The following is a 14,600-nucleotide window of genomic DNA, read 5'->3' as shown; positions in this document are numbered from 1 at the left end:
TGCGGCCGCAGCAAGCTGGGGCACGCCGCTCGCTGGGCCTGGGGTAATCCGCTGCACCTATAGGTACAGCGAACTACCCCACCCCGACTCAGCCCGCCCCGTGGTCAGCTCCCAGCCGGTTCACGGGACATGAGGGTGAGCAGGGCTGCAGCTGGCCGCGCCAGCCCCGTTGCTGCAGCGACAGGCCGAGGTCGATCGCGAGCTCGCAGGGGTCGCAGGTGACATCGAGCCATCCCGACCGGAGGGTGAGCTTGCCGCCCCGGGCCGCCTGGCGGTCGCGCCGTCGGTCCCGGTGGAAGGCCGCACCCTGGTGCCACTGGACACCGTCGACCTCGGCGATGACACCGAACTCCACCCACTCGAAGTCGCGCCGCCCTCGCCCGTCGGCCGTCGGCGCCTGGCAGGAGGGCGCGGGGAGGCCGTGCAGGCGGACCACGTGCTGCAGGAACCGGAACTCTCCGACGCTCTCCACCCCCTGCTCGGCGTCGCCCAGCGCCAGGATCAGCAGGTCGTGGTGCTGGTGGTTGGTCCGGAGCGCGAGCTCGGCGAGGATCTCGGCGGGCTCGACCTGTGCCCGCTGACAGGCCCGCACCGCCACAGCGACGGCCTCGTCGACGGAGCAGCCTGGCTCCGCCCCGAGGTCCAGGACGGTCTGCGCCGGTGATGTGACCGTCAACTTCTGCCTGCTCGTGGTCAGCAGCCGACGGCGGCGTCGCACCCGGGTGCCGGGGACCCGCACCACCTTGCGCTCCCAGGGCACCATGAGGTGGAGCACCTGAGGCTGTCGGTCGTGCAGACCCAGGAGGTGGGCGGCGGACTCCAACGCGAGGGCTGCGCCGGGCCCGCAGTGCAGCAGCGCCGCGGAGGCGCGGGCGAGCCAGGTCGTCTCGCCGCTGTGGGTGAGATAGACGCCGGGGTGGACGCGCTGCCATCGACCAGACCCCAGGTGGCTGCGGAGCATGCCCGGGCTGAGCCCGCCCGACAGTGCCTGACCGCGCGTCACCACGCCATGTTGTTGCCCGGCCAGGGCCTCCACGTCCATCGCCCTAGCGTGCGTCGGCTGCCCGGCCGTCCGTCGTGGTTGTCCACAGCCACGGGCCGTCGTCGCCGTCCCAGGGCACTGAGCATCGCTCGCGGGAGCCGCGCAGGGGGTGGGGTAGTTCGCTGTACCTATAGGTGCAGCGAACTACCCCACCCCAAGCCCGCGAGGTCACGATCGTGAACGGGTCGCGAGCGGGGGAACACGATCGACTCCCGGCCTGTTGCCCAGAGAGCACGCCCACTCCCGGCGCGGCCGGGAGGGACCCCAGGCACCACGGAGGAGAGGCATGGCACGCATCGCACTGATCGGCGGACACGGCAAGGTGGCGCTGGAGCTGGAACCCCTGCTCACCGCGGCCGGCCACGACGTCTCGGCGGTGATCCGCAACGCCGACCACGCCGAGGAGGTCGCCGCGACCGGAGCGACGCCGGTGGTGGCCGACGTCGAGACGCTCGAGACCGACGGCATCGCCGAGCTGCTGCGCGGTCACGACGTGGTGGTCTGGTCCGCGGGGGCCGGTGGGGGCAACCCTGACCGCACCCGGGCCGTCGACCGGGAGGCCGCCATCCGGTCCGTCGACGCGGCGGTGGCCGCGGGCGTGCCGCGCTATGTCATGGTGTCCTACTTCGGGGCGCGCCCGGACCACGGTGTCCCCGAGGACAACCCGTTCTTCGCGTATGCCGAGGCGAAGGCGGCCGCGGACGCCTACCTGCGCGGCAGTGACCTGGCCTGGACCATCCTGGCGCCCAGCGGGCTGACCCTGGACGCCCCCACCGGCGGGATCGAGCTTGGCCCCGACGTCGAGGCCGGCCAGGTGGCGCGTGCCGACGTCGCGGCCGTGGCCGCCGCCGTCATCGACCGGGACGACCAGGCCGGGGTGACGGTGCAGTTCAACAACGGCGACGTCCCGATCGAGCAGGCCCTGGACTCGCTGGCGCGCTGACCGCCGCCCAATCCGCCGGGCCGACCTGGCTCGCCGCGCCAGCCCCCGACCAACCCGACCCCGCGCCCGTGCCCTCCCGGCGGGCGGCACCGGACCATCCGGCATACCGTCGATGCTGACGGTGCCCACCACCGACGAAAGGAATCCCGATGACCCAGCTCACCGGCAAGAAGGTTGCCTTCCTGCTCACCGACGGCTTCGAGGACAGCGAACTCACCAGCCCCTGGGACGCCGTGACCGAGGCGGGGGCCGAGCCCGTGCTCATCGCCCCCGAGACGGGCACGCTGACTGGCAAGAAGGGCTATGAGGCGGGCGTCGACCTGACGGCCGCCGACGCGGACGCCACCGACTACGCCGGGCTCGTGCTCCCGGGCGGCGTCGTCAACGGCGACAAGCTGCGGATGGACTCCGACGCCGTGGCGCTGACCAGGGCGTTCTTCGAGCAGGGCAAACCGGTGGCGGCGATCTGCCACGGCGGGTGGATCCTCACCGACGCCGACGTCCTGCGCGGGCGCACGGTGACCTCCTACGCCAGCCTGCAGACCGACCTGCGCAACGCGGGGGCGGAGTGGGTCGACGAGGAGGTCGTGGTCGACAACGGCCTGGTGACCAGCCGCACCCCGGAGGACCTGCCGGCGTTCAACGACAAGCTGATCGAGGAGCTGGCCGAGGGCGAGCACGCAGGACAGACCGCCTGAGCCCCCGGGCGCAGACCCCCGCGGAAGGGCCCCACGACCTGCTGGTCGTGGGGTCCTTCCGCGTCATCTATTCACGTCAACAGGGTTGTGTTCTGTATTCCGGCGTGTAATGTGATTGGCCGTTTGGGGGAACGAAAGCCCTCAACCGCCAGCAGATTCCCTATTTCGAAGGAGATGTCGTGGACTTCCTCGACAACTACGACTGGCCGCAGATATTGCAGAACGTCGTGATCGCCATCCTGATCCTGGTCGCCACCTGGATCCTGGCGCGCGTCGTCAAGTGGGCGATGAGCAAGCTCGTGAGCAGGGTCGGGTTCTTGCAGAAGCAGGGATCGGACGGTCAATCCGTCGGTGACTCACTGGGTCAGATTGCCTCACTCCTGGTGTGGCTCTTCGGTCTGGTCGCGGTGATGCAGGTCTTTGCGTTGCATGCCGCCCTGACGCCGATCCAGACGCTGCTCGACAATGTCATGCAGTACCTCCCGAACATCATCGGTGCCGCCTTTGTCTTCTTCATCGGTTTCGTGCTGGCGAAGATCCTCAAGCAGCTGGTCGAGACCGCCCTCGGCGCCGCGAACCTCGAGGGCCTGGCCGCCAAGGTGAACCCGAACCAGGCCGCCCGCGCCGTCGGTGCTGGTGGCTCCGGGACCCCGCAGGCCAGCGAGGCCGCCCCCGGTCAGGCGGGTGCGCCGGCCGAGCAGGGCTCGGGCTCGGACCTGGTCCGCAACCTCCCCTCGCTGGTGGGCAACCTGGTCTTCGCGGTCGTGCTGATCGTGGTCTCCATCGCGGCCCTGCAGATCCTGGGCATCCGGGCCATCTCGGACCCCGCCGAGCAGATGCTGACGATCATCCTGAACGCCATCCCGCTGATCATCGCTGCGGCGTTGATCCTGGGCCTGGGCTTCCTGATCGCCAAGTTCGTCGGTGAGCTGCTGGAGAGCACGCTGCGTGGGCTCGGCACCGACCGGGCCGTCTCCGGCCTGGGCATCGTCCCCGAGGGCACCAGCGCCTCCTCGATCATCACCAAGGTGGCGCAGGTCGCGATCATGATCTTCTTCGCGATCATGGCGACCCGGACGCTGAACTTCCCCGAGGTCACCGCGATCCTCAACGAGGTGCTCGAGCTCGGTGGCCGGGTGCTGTTCGGTGGTGCCATCATCGCCGCCGGTTTCCTGGTGGCCAGCCTGCTGTCCCGCGCGGTGGGCGACGGCACGGCGAGCACGATCATCCGCTACGCCACCCTGGTGCTGTTCGTCGCGATGGGCCTGCAGTACATGGGCATCGCCGACTCCATCATCAACCTGGCGTTCGGCTCCGTGGTCGTCGGTGGCGCGCTGGCCGCCGCCCTGGCCTACGGGCTGGGTGGCCGGGACGCGGCCGCCCGCTCGCTGGAGAAGGTGCAGCGCAAGTCGGGTGACACCCCGACCGCCTGACCTCCTCGTCACCAACGCGCCGGGCGCCTGCGGAGCTGATCCGCAGGCGCCCGGCCCGTTTGTGTTGGCGGCTCAGAACTCGCGTGGAGGATCTAGGGGGCTATAGGCCCCTTGATCCTCCACGCGAGTTGTTCCGGGGTGTGGCGGGGGCGATGTTCCGGGGTGTGGCGGGCGCGGGGGGCCTAGTGCGGGAGCGGCTCGGCCTGTCGCTCGCCCTCGTCGGGGTGTCGCGGGGGAGCCGGTATGCCGTCCGCCGACTCGTCGGGGAACGCGGGGGCTGCGTCCTCGGGGACCACGGGGGTGGCGTCGTCCGGGACCGCGTGGGACGCGACCTCGGGGACCCGGGCGCGGGGGCGCTCATCGAGCTTCACGGCGACGACGCCGGCCAGGATCAGGGCGCCTCCGAGCAGCTGGATCGGGGCGGGGAGCTCGCTGAGCAGCAGCCAGGCCCACAGGACCGCGAACATCACCTCGGTGAGCCCGACGAACGAGGCCAGCTTGGAGCCCAGTCGCCGCACCGACATCACCCCGCTGCCGTAGGCGAACGCGGCGGCGATCACGCCGAGCGCCGCGACGTCGGTCCACCAGGGGACCTGCATCCCGGCCAGCTCCACGTCCGAGGTGTTCCACACCATCGGGAGCACTCCGAGGACACCAGCGACGACCAGGGCGACCGCGCCCACGGCCAGGCCGCCGGTCGCCACGACCAGGGCGGGCAGCCCGTGACTCTCGTCGGCCGAGAGCAGGAAGTAGGTGGCCAGACCGGTCGCGGCGATCAGACCCCACATCACGCCGATCGGGTCGACCTGCACCGCTCCGAAGACATCGAGCATGAGCATCAGGCCGACCACGGAGACCCCGGCGCCCAGGACCGTCAGCGGGCGGGGCCGCTCGCCGTGGCGCAGCCACAGCCAGCCGACGACGAGGATGATCCCGAGGTACTCCAGCAGCAGCGCCACGGCAACCGAGAGTCGCTCCACCGCCAGGAAGTAGGCGAGCTGGCAGCCGGCCACCGCGACGAGACCGAAGAGCACGACGCTCGGCCAGCCCCGGCGCATCCGGTGCCACTTGCCGCGCATCAGCAGCGCGGCGGGCAGGGCCATCACGAGCGCTGCCACGGCGACCCGCCAGGTCACCGCGGCGCCGGGCGACCAACCGGCCTCCAGCAACCCCTTGGCGAATGCCCCCGATGTGCCGAATGCCGCCCCCGACGCGAGCGCCAGCAGCAGGCCGGTGGTGACCCTGCGGTCCATGTCTGTCCTCCTCTACGGTGCTGCGAGGCCTCACCCTTGAGGCATCATGAGTCAAAGTTCGTTACACTCATGACGGTATCCGAGCACGACGTAAGGAGTCAAGGTGCTTTTCGCCCATGACACCGAGGTAGCGCTGCAGTCGGCTGCGGCACTGGTCAACACGGCCGGCGACCCCGACGAGATCAGCACGCCCGAGGAGCTCGACGGCTTCGTCCGGGACTGGGGGTGGACCGGCGACCGGGCCCACGACGCACGCGAGTTGGAGCAGGTGCGGCGGCTCCGGCCGCGGCTGCGGGCCATCTGGGTCGGGACGGAGCCAGAGATCGTGGAGGGGGTGAACCGGCTGTTGCTCGAGGCTCGGGCGCTGCCGCAACTGGTGCGCCACGACGAGTACGACTGGCACCTGCACGCCACGACCCCGCAGGCCCCGCTGGCCGAGCGGATGGCGGTGGAGGCGGCGATGGCCCTGGTCGACGTGGTCCGCTCGGGCGAGCTGACCCGGCTGCGGACCTGCGCCGCCGACGACTGCGACAACGTCCTCATCGACCTGTCCCGCAATCGCTCCAAGCGCTACTGCGACGGCGGCTGCGGCAACCGGGTCGCGGCGGCTGCCTACCGCGCCCGCAAGCAGGGGGAGGAGCAGTCCTAGTCTGGGGCGATGAGCGAGCCCGACCCGCACCTGCACCCGGTCGACCCCACCTGGCACGCGCAGACCCGCGCCGTCGCCGCGGGGCGTCCGGCACGGCATACGGGGAGTCCGGTGAACCCGGCGGTGACCTTCACCTCGACCTACCTCGCCGACGGTGACGTCAGCTACGCACGGGTGGGCAACCCGACCTGGACCGCGTTGGAAGAAGCGATCGGAGGACTCGAGGGTGGCGAGGCGCTGGCCTTCGGGTCGGGGATGGCCGCCATCGCGGCCGTCGTCTCGCTGGTGCCGTTGGGCGGCACGGTCGTGGCCGCCCGGCACGCCTACAACGGCACGACGGCCCTGCTGGGTGAGCGCGCGGCCGTCGGGATCCTGCAGGTGCGGCCGGTGGACATCGACGAGACGGAGCAGGTCGTCGAGGCGCTGGAGGGGGCTGACCTGCTGATCATCGAGTCCCCGACCAACCCGATGATGGAGCTCGCCGACATCCCGGCCCTGGTTGCCGCCGCGCACGAGCGAGGGGTGCTGGTGGCCTGTGACAACACCTTCGCCACGCCGGTGCTCCAGCAGCCGCTGGCCGACGGGGCCGACTTGGTCGTCCACTCCGTCACCAAGTACCTCGCCGGGCACTCCGACGTGCTCCTCGGTGCGGTCGTGACCCCCGCGGACGACCGCGGGCGGGCGCTGCGGGAACGGGTGCTGGCGCACCGCAGCACCCACGGGGCGATCCCCGGCCCGATGGAGGCTTACCTGGCGCTCCGGGGACTGCGCACCCTGCACGTGCGGGTCGAGCGCGCCGCCGCCAACGCCGCCGACCTGGCCGCCCGGCTCGCCGAGCACCCGTCCGTGAAGCGGGTCCGCTACCCGGGCTTCGGGGCGATGCTGGCGATCGAGGTGGCCGGCGGCCCGGAGGCGGCCGAGCAGGTCAGCGCCGGGGTTCGGCTGTGGACCCACTCGACCAGCCTGGGCGGGGTTGAGTCCCAGTTGGAGCGGCGCCGCCGCTACGAGGCCGAGGCGAAGACCGTCCCGGAGAACCTCCTGCGGCTGTCAGTCGGCATCGAGTACGTCGAGGACCTCTGGGCCGACCTGGCGGGCGCCCTGGACGCCGCCGTGGGCGCCGCGGACTCCTGACCGGCCGTCAGCCCTCGGCCCGCACCGCCCGGTAGCCGTAGAGGTCGCGCTGCTCCTCGTTGATCCACAGGTCGGTGCCGGACCGGTCCGGGTCGGCGACGCGCAGCGTGCGGTTGTGGCTCTCGTCGATCAGGGCCACCTTGTGCCCCGTGCGCTCCAGGAGCGGGACCAGCGCCTCGATGTCGCCGCCGAACTCGAAGCCGAGCTCCACCCCCACCGTCTCGGCCCGGTGGACCGCGGCCAGCCCGCCGCCGTCGCAGGTGAAGTCCGTCCACACCCCGTTGTCCCCGGTGATCCGCTCTGGGATGCCGAGGCGGCGCAGCACCTCGCGGGCCTGCTCGCTCTCGGGGGTGTACCAGATCGGGAGCACCGCGAAGGAGCTGTCGGCCGGCGGGTCCTCCATGGCCTGCTCGGCCGGGTCGACGGTGAACGTCGTGCCGTCCCCGGCGGTCACCGTGCCGGCCCTGCCGTGCGGTGCCTCACCGACCACGACAGGTGCCCCGGCCTCACTGGCGGCGGCGGCCCAGGCGTCGAGGTCGTCGGTCTCGAACCCCAGGGTGGTCAGGCCGCTCGGGTAGTCCTCGCCCGCGGCGTGCAGCGCGAGACGACCCGACCCCACGGCATACACGGTCCACCCCTCGGCGTCGGTCACGAGTGTCGCGCCGACCGCGCCGAGCAGCTCGCGCCAGGCGGGCAGGTCGCTGGTGAACCGGACGGGACGGGCGGTAATCATTGCTTCTCCTCCAGGTAGGTCCGCAACACCGACTCGACCAGTGCCGACAGGCTGCTGTCCTCATCGATGGCGCGGTGCTTGATGGCGCGGACGAGGTCCGGCGGAAGGTAGACGTTGAACTGCACCTTGGGCTCGCTCATGACAGAATGCTAGCAACATAGGGCGCCTGGTGCAAGGGACGGTGGGGGGAGGTCGACCCCGGTGGCTGGGGTGCTGCCAGACTCTCGCCATGACGACGTATGCCGTGCGCTACCACTACAGCGACGATTCTGCGGGCCGGGACCAGCACCGGCCGGCCCACCGGGCCTTCCTCGGCTCCCTCGCCGACGAGGGGACGCTGCGGGGCAGCGGTCCGTTGGGCGAGGACGGGCCGCCCGGGGCGCTGCTCATCGTGCACGGGGAGGACCCGCAGCGGGTCCTGGACCTGCTCCGCGAGGACCCGTTCCAGCAGCAGGGCCTGGTCGAGCGGGTGGAGGTCCGGGAGTGGACCGTCGTGCTCGGGCCGTGGGCGGACCAGGTCTGACAGTCCGCTAGAAGACGGGCTTGCCTCCGGTGACCCCAACCACGGTCGCCGAGACATAGCTCGCCTCCGACGGTGAGGCGAGGAAGACGAAGGCCCCCGCGAGCTCCGCGGGCTGGCCGGCACGCCCCAACGGGGTGTCGCCACCGAACTCCTTGAGGTGCTCGCCGTCCTGCGTCGCCGGCTGCAACGGTGTCCAGATGGGGCCGGGCGCGACCGCGTTGACGCGGATGCCACGCTCCCCGACCTCGGCCGCCAGGTTCACCGTGAAGTTGTTGATCGCCGCCTTGGTCGCGGCGTAGTCCAGCAGCGTTGTCGAGGGGTCGTACGCCTGGATCGAGCTGACGTTGATGATGCTGGCGCCCCGGCCCAGGTGGGGCAGCGCCGCACGGGTCACCCAGAACATGGCGTAGAGGTTGGTCTTGAGGACCCGGTCCAGGTGGTCGGTCCGCAACTCCTCGAGCCCGTGGGTCCGGGCCATCTGGTAGCCGGCGTTGTTGACCAACACATCCAGCCCGCCGAGCTCCTGCACCGCCCGATCGACGGTGTCCTGGCAGGCCTGTTCCTCGCGCAGGTCGGCGGGCAGCAGCACCGCCGTGCGGCCGGCGGCACGCACCAGGTCGGCCGTCTCCTGCGCGTCCTCCTGCTCCTCGGGCAGGTAGCCGATCGCGATGTCCGCACCCTCCCGGGCGTAGGCGATCGCGACGGCCCGGCCGATCCCGGAGTCCCCACCGGTGATGAGCGCGCGCAGCCCGGCCAGCCGGTCGTGGCCGACGTAGCTCTCCTCGCCGTGGTCCGGCGCCGGGTCCATCGGGGCGGTCAGCCCGGGCGGTTGCTGCTCCTGCGCGGGGAAGCCGCCCTTGTCGTTGGTCAGTGAGGCCGCCCGGCGGGCGATGGGGGGCTGCAGGTCTGGGTGGGGTGTCATCCACCGACGGTATGCAGTGTCCCGGGTCCGCGCACGCCGGCGCCTGAGTGGCCCGCTCAGTCGGGGGTGACGAAGGTGCCGCGCTCGCCGTGCAGCAGCGCCTTGGCCTCGGCCAGGTTGCCGATCGCGGCGGCCACCGAGCGTCCGCCGTTCTCGACGAAACGGCATACGGCCTCCACCTTGGGTCCCATCGACCCGGCGGGCAGGTCGAGCGCCCGCAGGTGGGAGGGGGTGGTCCGCCCGATCGGCCGCGCCCGCTCGGTCCCGAAGTCCTCGACGACGCTCTCGACGTCGGTGAGCACCAGGAGGCGGTCGGCCTTCAGCCGGTTCGCGAGTAGGGCCGCGGAGAGGTCCTTGTCGATCACGGCCTCGACGCCTTGCAGGTCCCCCGTCTCGGTGCGCACCACCGGGACGCCGCCGCCCCCGGCGCACACGACAATGATCGACTCGTCCAGCAGGTGGTCGATGAGCTTGGTCTCGATGATCTCCCGCGGCCGGGGGGAGGCGACCACCCGGCGCCAGCCGTCACCGTCCTGCTTGACCTGCCACCCCTGCTTGGCGGCCATCGCGCGGGCCTCCTCCTCGGCATACACCTCCCCGACGAACTTCGTGGGGTTCTCGAAGGCGGGGTCGTCGGCCAGCACCAGGGTCTGGTTGAGGATCGCCGCGAACTGCCGGTAGGGGCGCTCGTTGCCCATCGACTGCAGGATCCAGTAGCCGATCAGGCCCTGGGTCATCGCGCCCAGTGCGTCGAACGGGTAGGACTTGGTCAGGCGCGGGTCGGCGGCGCTCTCCATCGCCAGCACCCCGACCTGGGGGCCGTTGCCGTGGGTGATCACGACCTCGTGCTCGTCGGTGAGCGGCGCCAGGGCCTGGGCGGCGACCCGGATGTTCTGCACCTGCGACTCGGCGTCGGGGACCTGCCCCCGTTGCAGGAGGGCGTTGCCGCCCAGGGCCACCACGATCCGCATCAGGTCTCCTCCTGCTCCGGGCGGCGCTGCCACGGTGCGCCGTCCTCCGGTGCAGAGTATGCCGTGCGGTGGCCTCAGCCGGCGTCGTCGGCGGCCAGTTCCTGCCGGATCACCTGGTCGAAGACCTGGGCCGGCTGCGCCCCGACCAGCGGGGTGGTGTTGACCAGGAAGGTCGGGGTGGAGTTGATCCCCAGCGAGGATCCCTCGGCCTGGTCGGCCTCCATCGCCGCGCGCAGCTCCGGGGAGTCCAGGTCCTGCTCGAACTGCGCCACGTCGGGAATCCCGATCTCCTCGGCGAAGCCGATCAGCTTCTCCCGCGGCATGTCCGGGTGCCCGCTGGTGGGGGCGGCGGCGAACACGGCGTCGTGGTACTCCCAGTACATCCCCTGCTCGCCCGCGGCGCGGGCTGCCAGCGCCGTCGCCTCCGACTCCTCGCCGAACAGGATGCGGTCGCGGAACTCGATGCGGACCGTGCCGTCGTCCACGTAGTGCTGGAGCTCGGGCTGGATGTCGCGCCCCCAGACCGCGCAGAACGGGCACCGGTAGTCGGCGTACTCGATGATCACGACCGGGGCGTCGACCTCGCCCACGGCCATCGGGTCGTCCGCCTCGCGCCGCTGCAGCGCCAGGACGAACTGCTTCTGCTCCTCGGTCATCTCCGCAGGACCGGACGACGGGGCCTCCTCCGGCGCCGCGGCGGTGCGCCCGGCCTCATCCCCGTCCTCGTCCGTGGGCCCGCTCGTCGGGCTGCTGGCGTCAGTCGCCCCGGCGTCGTCGCCCGCCCCCGCGTCGTCGCCCGGCCCCGCGTCGTCGCCCGCGCCCGCGTCGTCGGTGGCCGCGGGCCCTTCCGTGCCGGCCGTGTCTGCCCCGTCGTGGGTGATCGCGGTGTAGATCAGGAAGCCGCCGACCAGGGCCACCACGATCGTGGCGACCGCCCACATGATGCTCGCCGCCTGGCCCTTGGGCGGTGCAGGCGGCTGTGCCGGGGCCTCGGGCGGCAGCGCGGACGTCGACTCGGGGGGCTGCGGGCCCGCCGGGTCGTCCCGCCCCGGCGGCACCTGACCCGGAGGGGTGCTCACCCGCCCCACCCTACGTCGGGCCGATCGCCGGCCGGCCTCGCCCTCGGCCGCCACCTGTGGGGAACCTCGGGTTCACTCGAGAGGTTCGGGTACGGTGCTTCCCGTGAAGGTGAAGGACCCTGGGGGACAGACCTGGCGAGTGACGAGACGGTGGGTCCCGTGGCGCCGACGAATCAAGGGTGTGTTGGACAAGCTTCCCGACATGCCCCTGGGTGACGACCCCATCAGCATGGTGGTCGGCCTGATCCTGTTGATCCTGTCGATACCGCTGCTGATCCTCCTGGTCGTGGCGGGTCTGGAATTCCTGCTCGTGCTGGTGGTGCTGCCGTTCGCGATCCTGGGGCGGGTCCTCTTCGGCCAGCACTGGACGATCGAGGCCCGCCGCGGCTGGACTCCGGTCTGGGAGGAGCCCGCGGGCCGGTGGAGCGAGAGCGGCCAGGCGATCCGGGACGTGGCCGCCGCTATCGAGAAGGGCCACCTGCCGCCGACCAATCTGCACGAGCAGTAGGCCACCGTCCGACGGAGCAGGCACGATGGGGGGATGCGGGCCTTCTTCGCCGTGCTACCGCCGCCACCGGTGCACGAGGACCTCCTGGCTCACCTGCAACCCCGCCGGGACGCCGACACCGGCAGGGACTGGCGGTGGACCAGGCAAGAGCACCTGCACCTGACCCTCGCCTTCCTGCCCGACCTCCCCGACCACCGTGAGGACCCGCTGGCCGACTCCGTGACCGCGTGGGCACAACGGCAACAACCGATCGGTATGTCGTTCGGTGGAGCGGGTGCCTTCCCCGACCCCGGTGCGGCGAAGGTGATGTGGATCGGAGTGCCCGAGGAGGACGCCGCCGCCGAGTTGCGGGCGTGGTCCCGGGCCCTGCGCGACCACGCCAATCACGCGGGCGCCGAGGTCGACGGCCAGCGGTTCACCCCGCACGTCACGGTGGCCCGCTCCCCCAGGAGGCGCGCGGCCGGCCGGTGGGTGCAGTCCCTGGATGCCTACCGCGGCCCGCGGTTCCGGGTGGCGGAGGTCGTGCTCATCGCCTCGCACCTCGGGCAGGGCGCCGCCGGATCGCCGCGGTATGAGGTGCGATGGCGCTTCCGCGTCGGCGCGGCGCGGCAGGGCTAACCCAGCACCGGTCACCCTCCTCCCCTCCACACCCCTCAACAATCGCGCCCGCCACACCCCGGAACAGCTCGCGTGGAGGATGAAGGGGGTTATAGGCCCCTTCATCCTCCACGCGAGTCTTAGCCACCGACACAGACGGGCCGGCCGCGTCGCGACCACCCAGCCCGTGGGCCGGCGCACTGGCCCCGATGAGCCCGGCCCACTGACCCCGGAGGAGGTGGCGGACGGCATACCGTCTCCCCAACGTCACCTCGACGAGGGCGAGCGACAGGCCGAGCCGCTCCCGCACTAGGCCTGGGCTAACCCTCCGCGTCGTCGCCGGCGCCGCCGTCGTTGTCGCTGCCGTCGTCGCGGGCGCCGTCGCCGTCCCCGTTGTCGCCGCCGTCGTCGCTGTCCTCGGAGACGGGCACGATCGGGACGGTCTCGAGCGGCACGTCGGGGGAGCAGGTGCGGGGCGCGGCGTCGTCGTCGGGGTCGGCGGCGATCTGCTCCCCGTTGAGCACGCTGACGTTGTCGAACTGCGGCCGGCCGGAGACGAGGTTGCGGTAGACGTAGCGGGTCAGGGTCTGCATCTGGCAGTCCTCGCCGAAGCTGAGGATGTCGAAGGCGTAGGGGACACCGACCAGCTCGCCGGCCGTCTCCTCGTCCTCGTCCTGGGGGACCTGGAAGTGGTTGACCAGGCCGCCCCCGGTGAACGAGCCCACGGTGATCTGGTTGCCGCTCAGCGAGGCGGTGTGCATGTGGCCGTTGATCTTGACCCCACCGCTGTCCAGGCTGTTCAGCGGGGTCGGCTGGTGGGTGGCCAGGATGTCCGGGAGCGGCCACCCGGTGGTGCCCTCGGCGTAGGCCTCGGCGGCCGCGCGGGCCTGCGCCCGGAAGTCGTCGTTCACCTCGCCGAAGAACCGCCAGTCGTTGAACCCGGTGATGCGGACCCCGTTGACGCGCGCCTCGACATACGAGCCCGCCGTCGGCTCCAGCAGGACCACGTTGGGGATCTCGGCCATCCGCCGCAGCACCCCTTCGTCGGTGGGGCTGGTGGCGTCGTGGTTGCCCCGCACGAAGATGTAGGGGACCCCGAGGTCCTCGATGGCCGAGAAGATCCCGGCCATCTCCCCCTCGCGGGTGCGGCCGAAGTTCACCAGGTCGCCGGTGTCGATGACGGCGGTGATCTCCTCGTCGGCGATGATCCGCTCCATCAGGGCGTAGTAGTTCATCCCGTGGATGTCGGAGACCAGCAGGAACCGGGCGGCCGGGGGCTGGAACGCGTCGGGGTTGACGAACTCCTGGTGCAGCGCGTCGGAGAGCGCGAGCAGGTTCTGCACGTACGGGGTGGCCTGCCGGGCCTGGCCCTGGATGTCGGTGAACATGCCGCTGCTGCCGCGCACGGTCGAGAGCAGCGACGTCGTGGTGAAGGCGGCGTAGTTGCTCTCCCGGTAGGTCAGCACCGACCCGACGCCCGGCACCAGGGTTGCCACGATCACGGCGCCGGCCACGGCCTCGGCGGGGCGCCACCAGGAGTGGCTGTCCCGACGCGGCCGGCCCAGGAACCACAACCCCACCAGGACCAGGTTGGTGCCCAGCACCCCGCCGACGAACTTCCACCCCAGCTCGGTCAGGCCGTCGACCATCACCGTGCGCAGCTCGGCCTGGTCGGGGGTGAGCTGCTCGACGTCGACGGCGCCGCCGGTGAACAGCTCGGTGATCTCCTCCCGCACCTGCACCCGGGCCTCGATGCCGGGCGCCGGGGTCGGGCCGGCGAACGCCAGGTCGATATCGCCGAACACGGTCGGCACGTGGATCGTGGAGTTGTTGGACCAGGAGGGGGAGATCCGCACGGAGGCCTCGAAGTGCTCCGTCTGCACCGTGATGGGCCACAGGCTCGTGGTGGCTAGGCCGCCGACGTAGCCGACCACCGCGAGCACCAGCACCGTCACGGCGTGACGCAGCCCCCGGCGGAGGCGCGCACGGCTCCTCTGCCGGGACGGCTGATCAGCCCCGGGGGCTTCCACATCGGACATCGCCCTGCGATCCTAAGCGGACCCTCTGGCACCCGGAGCGGGTAGTGGGGCCGCTGGACCGAGGAGGGCACTCGATGAC

Annotated in this window: 16 protein-coding genes; 8 read left to right on the top strand and 8 right to left on the bottom strand. The window is 71.7% G+C overall.

The annotated features are described in order from the left end of the window. Positions 1-88: 88 nt before the first annotated feature. Complete coding sequence (locus AC1QRC_RS01475) at positions 89-1,042, bottom strand: type IV toxin-antitoxin system AbiEi family antitoxin domain-containing protein (protein WP_484205094.1); 954 nt, start codon at positions 1,040-1,042, stop codon at positions 89-91. Positions 1,043-1,328: 286 nt separating this feature from the next. Here AC1QRC_RS01475 and AC1QRC_RS01470 point away from each other — a divergent pair, with 286 nt between their 5' ends. The 3 genes from AC1QRC_RS01470 to AC1QRC_RS01460 all read left to right on the top strand — a co-directional run bounded on the left by AC1QRC_RS01470 (position 1,329) and on the right by AC1QRC_RS01460 (position 4,116). Beyond that, complete coding sequence (locus AC1QRC_RS01470; protein ID WP_484205093.1) at positions 1,329-1,985, top strand: NAD(P)H-binding protein; 657 nt, start codon at positions 1,329-1,331, stop codon at positions 1,983-1,985. A 149-nt stretch (positions 1,986-2,134) separates the two neighbouring features. Next, entirely contained in the window at positions 2,135-2,683 is a 549-nt protein-coding gene (locus AC1QRC_RS01465; RefSeq protein ID WP_484205092.1) for a type 1 glutamine amidotransferase domain-containing protein, read from the top strand. 179 nt (positions 2,684-2,862) lie between these two features. Then, positions 2,863-4,116: a mechanosensitive ion channel gene (locus AC1QRC_RS01460; RefSeq protein WP_484205091.1), complete on the top strand. Its 1,254-nt coding sequence runs from the start codon at positions 2,863-2,865 to the stop codon at positions 4,114-4,116. A 182-nt stretch (positions 4,117-4,298) separates the two neighbouring features. Here the strand turns inward: AC1QRC_RS01460 and AC1QRC_RS01455 are convergent, their stop codons facing one another. Further along, positions 4,299-5,369, bottom strand: coding sequence for an EamA family transporter (locus AC1QRC_RS01455; RefSeq protein WP_484205090.1), 1,071 nt, complete (start codon positions 5,367-5,369; stop codon positions 4,299-4,301). A gap of 103 nt (positions 5,370-5,472) precedes the next feature. Here AC1QRC_RS01455 and AC1QRC_RS01450 point away from each other — a divergent pair, with 103 nt between their 5' ends. Together AC1QRC_RS01450 and AC1QRC_RS01445 are read left to right on the top strand one after the other, a co-directional pair. After that, positions 5,473-6,018 (top strand): CGNR zinc finger domain-containing protein, encoded by a 546-nt coding sequence (locus AC1QRC_RS01450; RefSeq protein ID WP_484205089.1) that lies wholly within the window; start codon positions 5,473-5,475, stop codon positions 6,016-6,018. A gap of 9 nt (positions 6,019-6,027) precedes the next feature. Then, positions 6,028-7,149 (top strand): trans-sulfuration enzyme family protein, encoded by a 1,122-nt coding sequence (locus AC1QRC_RS01445; protein WP_484205088.1) that lies wholly within the window; start codon positions 6,028-6,030, stop codon positions 7,147-7,149. A gap of 7 nt (positions 7,150-7,156) precedes the next feature. Here the strand turns inward: AC1QRC_RS01445 and AC1QRC_RS01440 are convergent, their stop codons facing one another. Both AC1QRC_RS01440 and AC1QRC_RS01435 read right to left on the bottom strand, forming a co-directional pair. Then, positions 7,157-7,882 (bottom strand): hypothetical protein, encoded by a 726-nt coding sequence (locus tag AC1QRC_RS01440; RefSeq protein ID WP_484205087.1) that lies wholly within the window; start codon positions 7,880-7,882, stop codon positions 7,157-7,159. After that, positions 7,879-8,022: a ribbon-helix-helix domain-containing protein gene (locus AC1QRC_RS01435; RefSeq protein WP_484205086.1), complete on the bottom strand. Its 144-nt coding sequence runs from the start codon at positions 8,020-8,022 to the stop codon at positions 7,879-7,881. Before AC1QRC_RS01435 ends, AC1QRC_RS01440 begins: the two co-directional genes overlap by 4 nt. An 89-nt stretch (positions 8,023-8,111) precedes the next feature. Between AC1QRC_RS01435 and AC1QRC_RS01430 the strand changes: the two genes are divergently transcribed. Continuing rightward, the gene (locus tag AC1QRC_RS01430) at positions 8,112-8,405 is read left to right on the top strand and encodes a YciI family protein (protein WP_484205085.1); all 294 of its coding nucleotides are present in this window, start codon (positions 8,112-8,114) and stop codon (positions 8,403-8,405) included. A gap of 7 nt (positions 8,406-8,412) precedes the next feature. Here the strand turns inward: AC1QRC_RS01430 and AC1QRC_RS01425 are convergent, their stop codons facing one another. From AC1QRC_RS01425 to AC1QRC_RS01415, 3 genes are all read right to left on the bottom strand, one after another. Further along, positions 8,413-9,327: an SDR family oxidoreductase gene (locus AC1QRC_RS01425; protein WP_484205084.1), complete on the bottom strand. Its 915-nt coding sequence runs from the start codon at positions 9,325-9,327 to the stop codon at positions 8,413-8,415. Between the two features lie 56 nt (positions 9,328-9,383). After that, positions 9,384-10,298 (bottom strand): carbamate kinase, encoded by a 915-nt coding sequence (locus tag AC1QRC_RS01420; protein WP_484205083.1) that lies wholly within the window; start codon positions 10,296-10,298, stop codon positions 9,384-9,386. Between the two features lie 74 nt (positions 10,299-10,372). After that, on the bottom strand, positions 10,373-11,377 hold the full coding sequence (locus AC1QRC_RS01415; RefSeq protein WP_484205082.1) for a DsbA family protein: 1,005 nt from the start codon (positions 11,375-11,377) through the stop codon (positions 10,373-10,375). 202 nt (positions 11,378-11,579) lie between these two features. Here AC1QRC_RS01415 and AC1QRC_RS01410 point away from each other — a divergent pair, with 202 nt between their 5' ends. Then, the gene (locus AC1QRC_RS01410) at positions 11,580-11,885 is read left to right on the top strand and encodes a hypothetical protein (RefSeq protein ID WP_484205081.1); all 306 of its coding nucleotides are present in this window, start codon (positions 11,580-11,582) and stop codon (positions 11,883-11,885) included. A gap of 33 nt (positions 11,886-11,918) precedes the next feature. Then, a complete protein-coding gene (gene thpR, locus AC1QRC_RS01405; protein WP_484205080.1) occupies positions 11,919-12,503 on the top strand; it encodes an RNA 2',3'-cyclic phosphodiesterase in 585 nt (194 codons plus the stop codon). Positions 12,504-12,802: 299 nt separating this feature from the next. Here thpR and AC1QRC_RS01400 read toward each other — a convergent pair whose 3' ends face one another. After that, the gene (locus AC1QRC_RS01400; RefSeq protein ID WP_484205079.1) at positions 12,803-14,521 is read right to left on the bottom strand and encodes a metallophosphoesterase family protein; all 1,719 of its coding nucleotides are present in this window, start codon (positions 14,519-14,521) and stop codon (positions 12,803-12,805) included. Positions 14,522-14,600: the final 79 nt, after the last annotated feature.

It is taken from the genome of Ornithinicoccus sp., from assembly GCF_057176825.1.
Note: the sequence above shows the minus strand (reverse complement) of the source record. Positions and strands in the feature narration are given on the sequence as shown.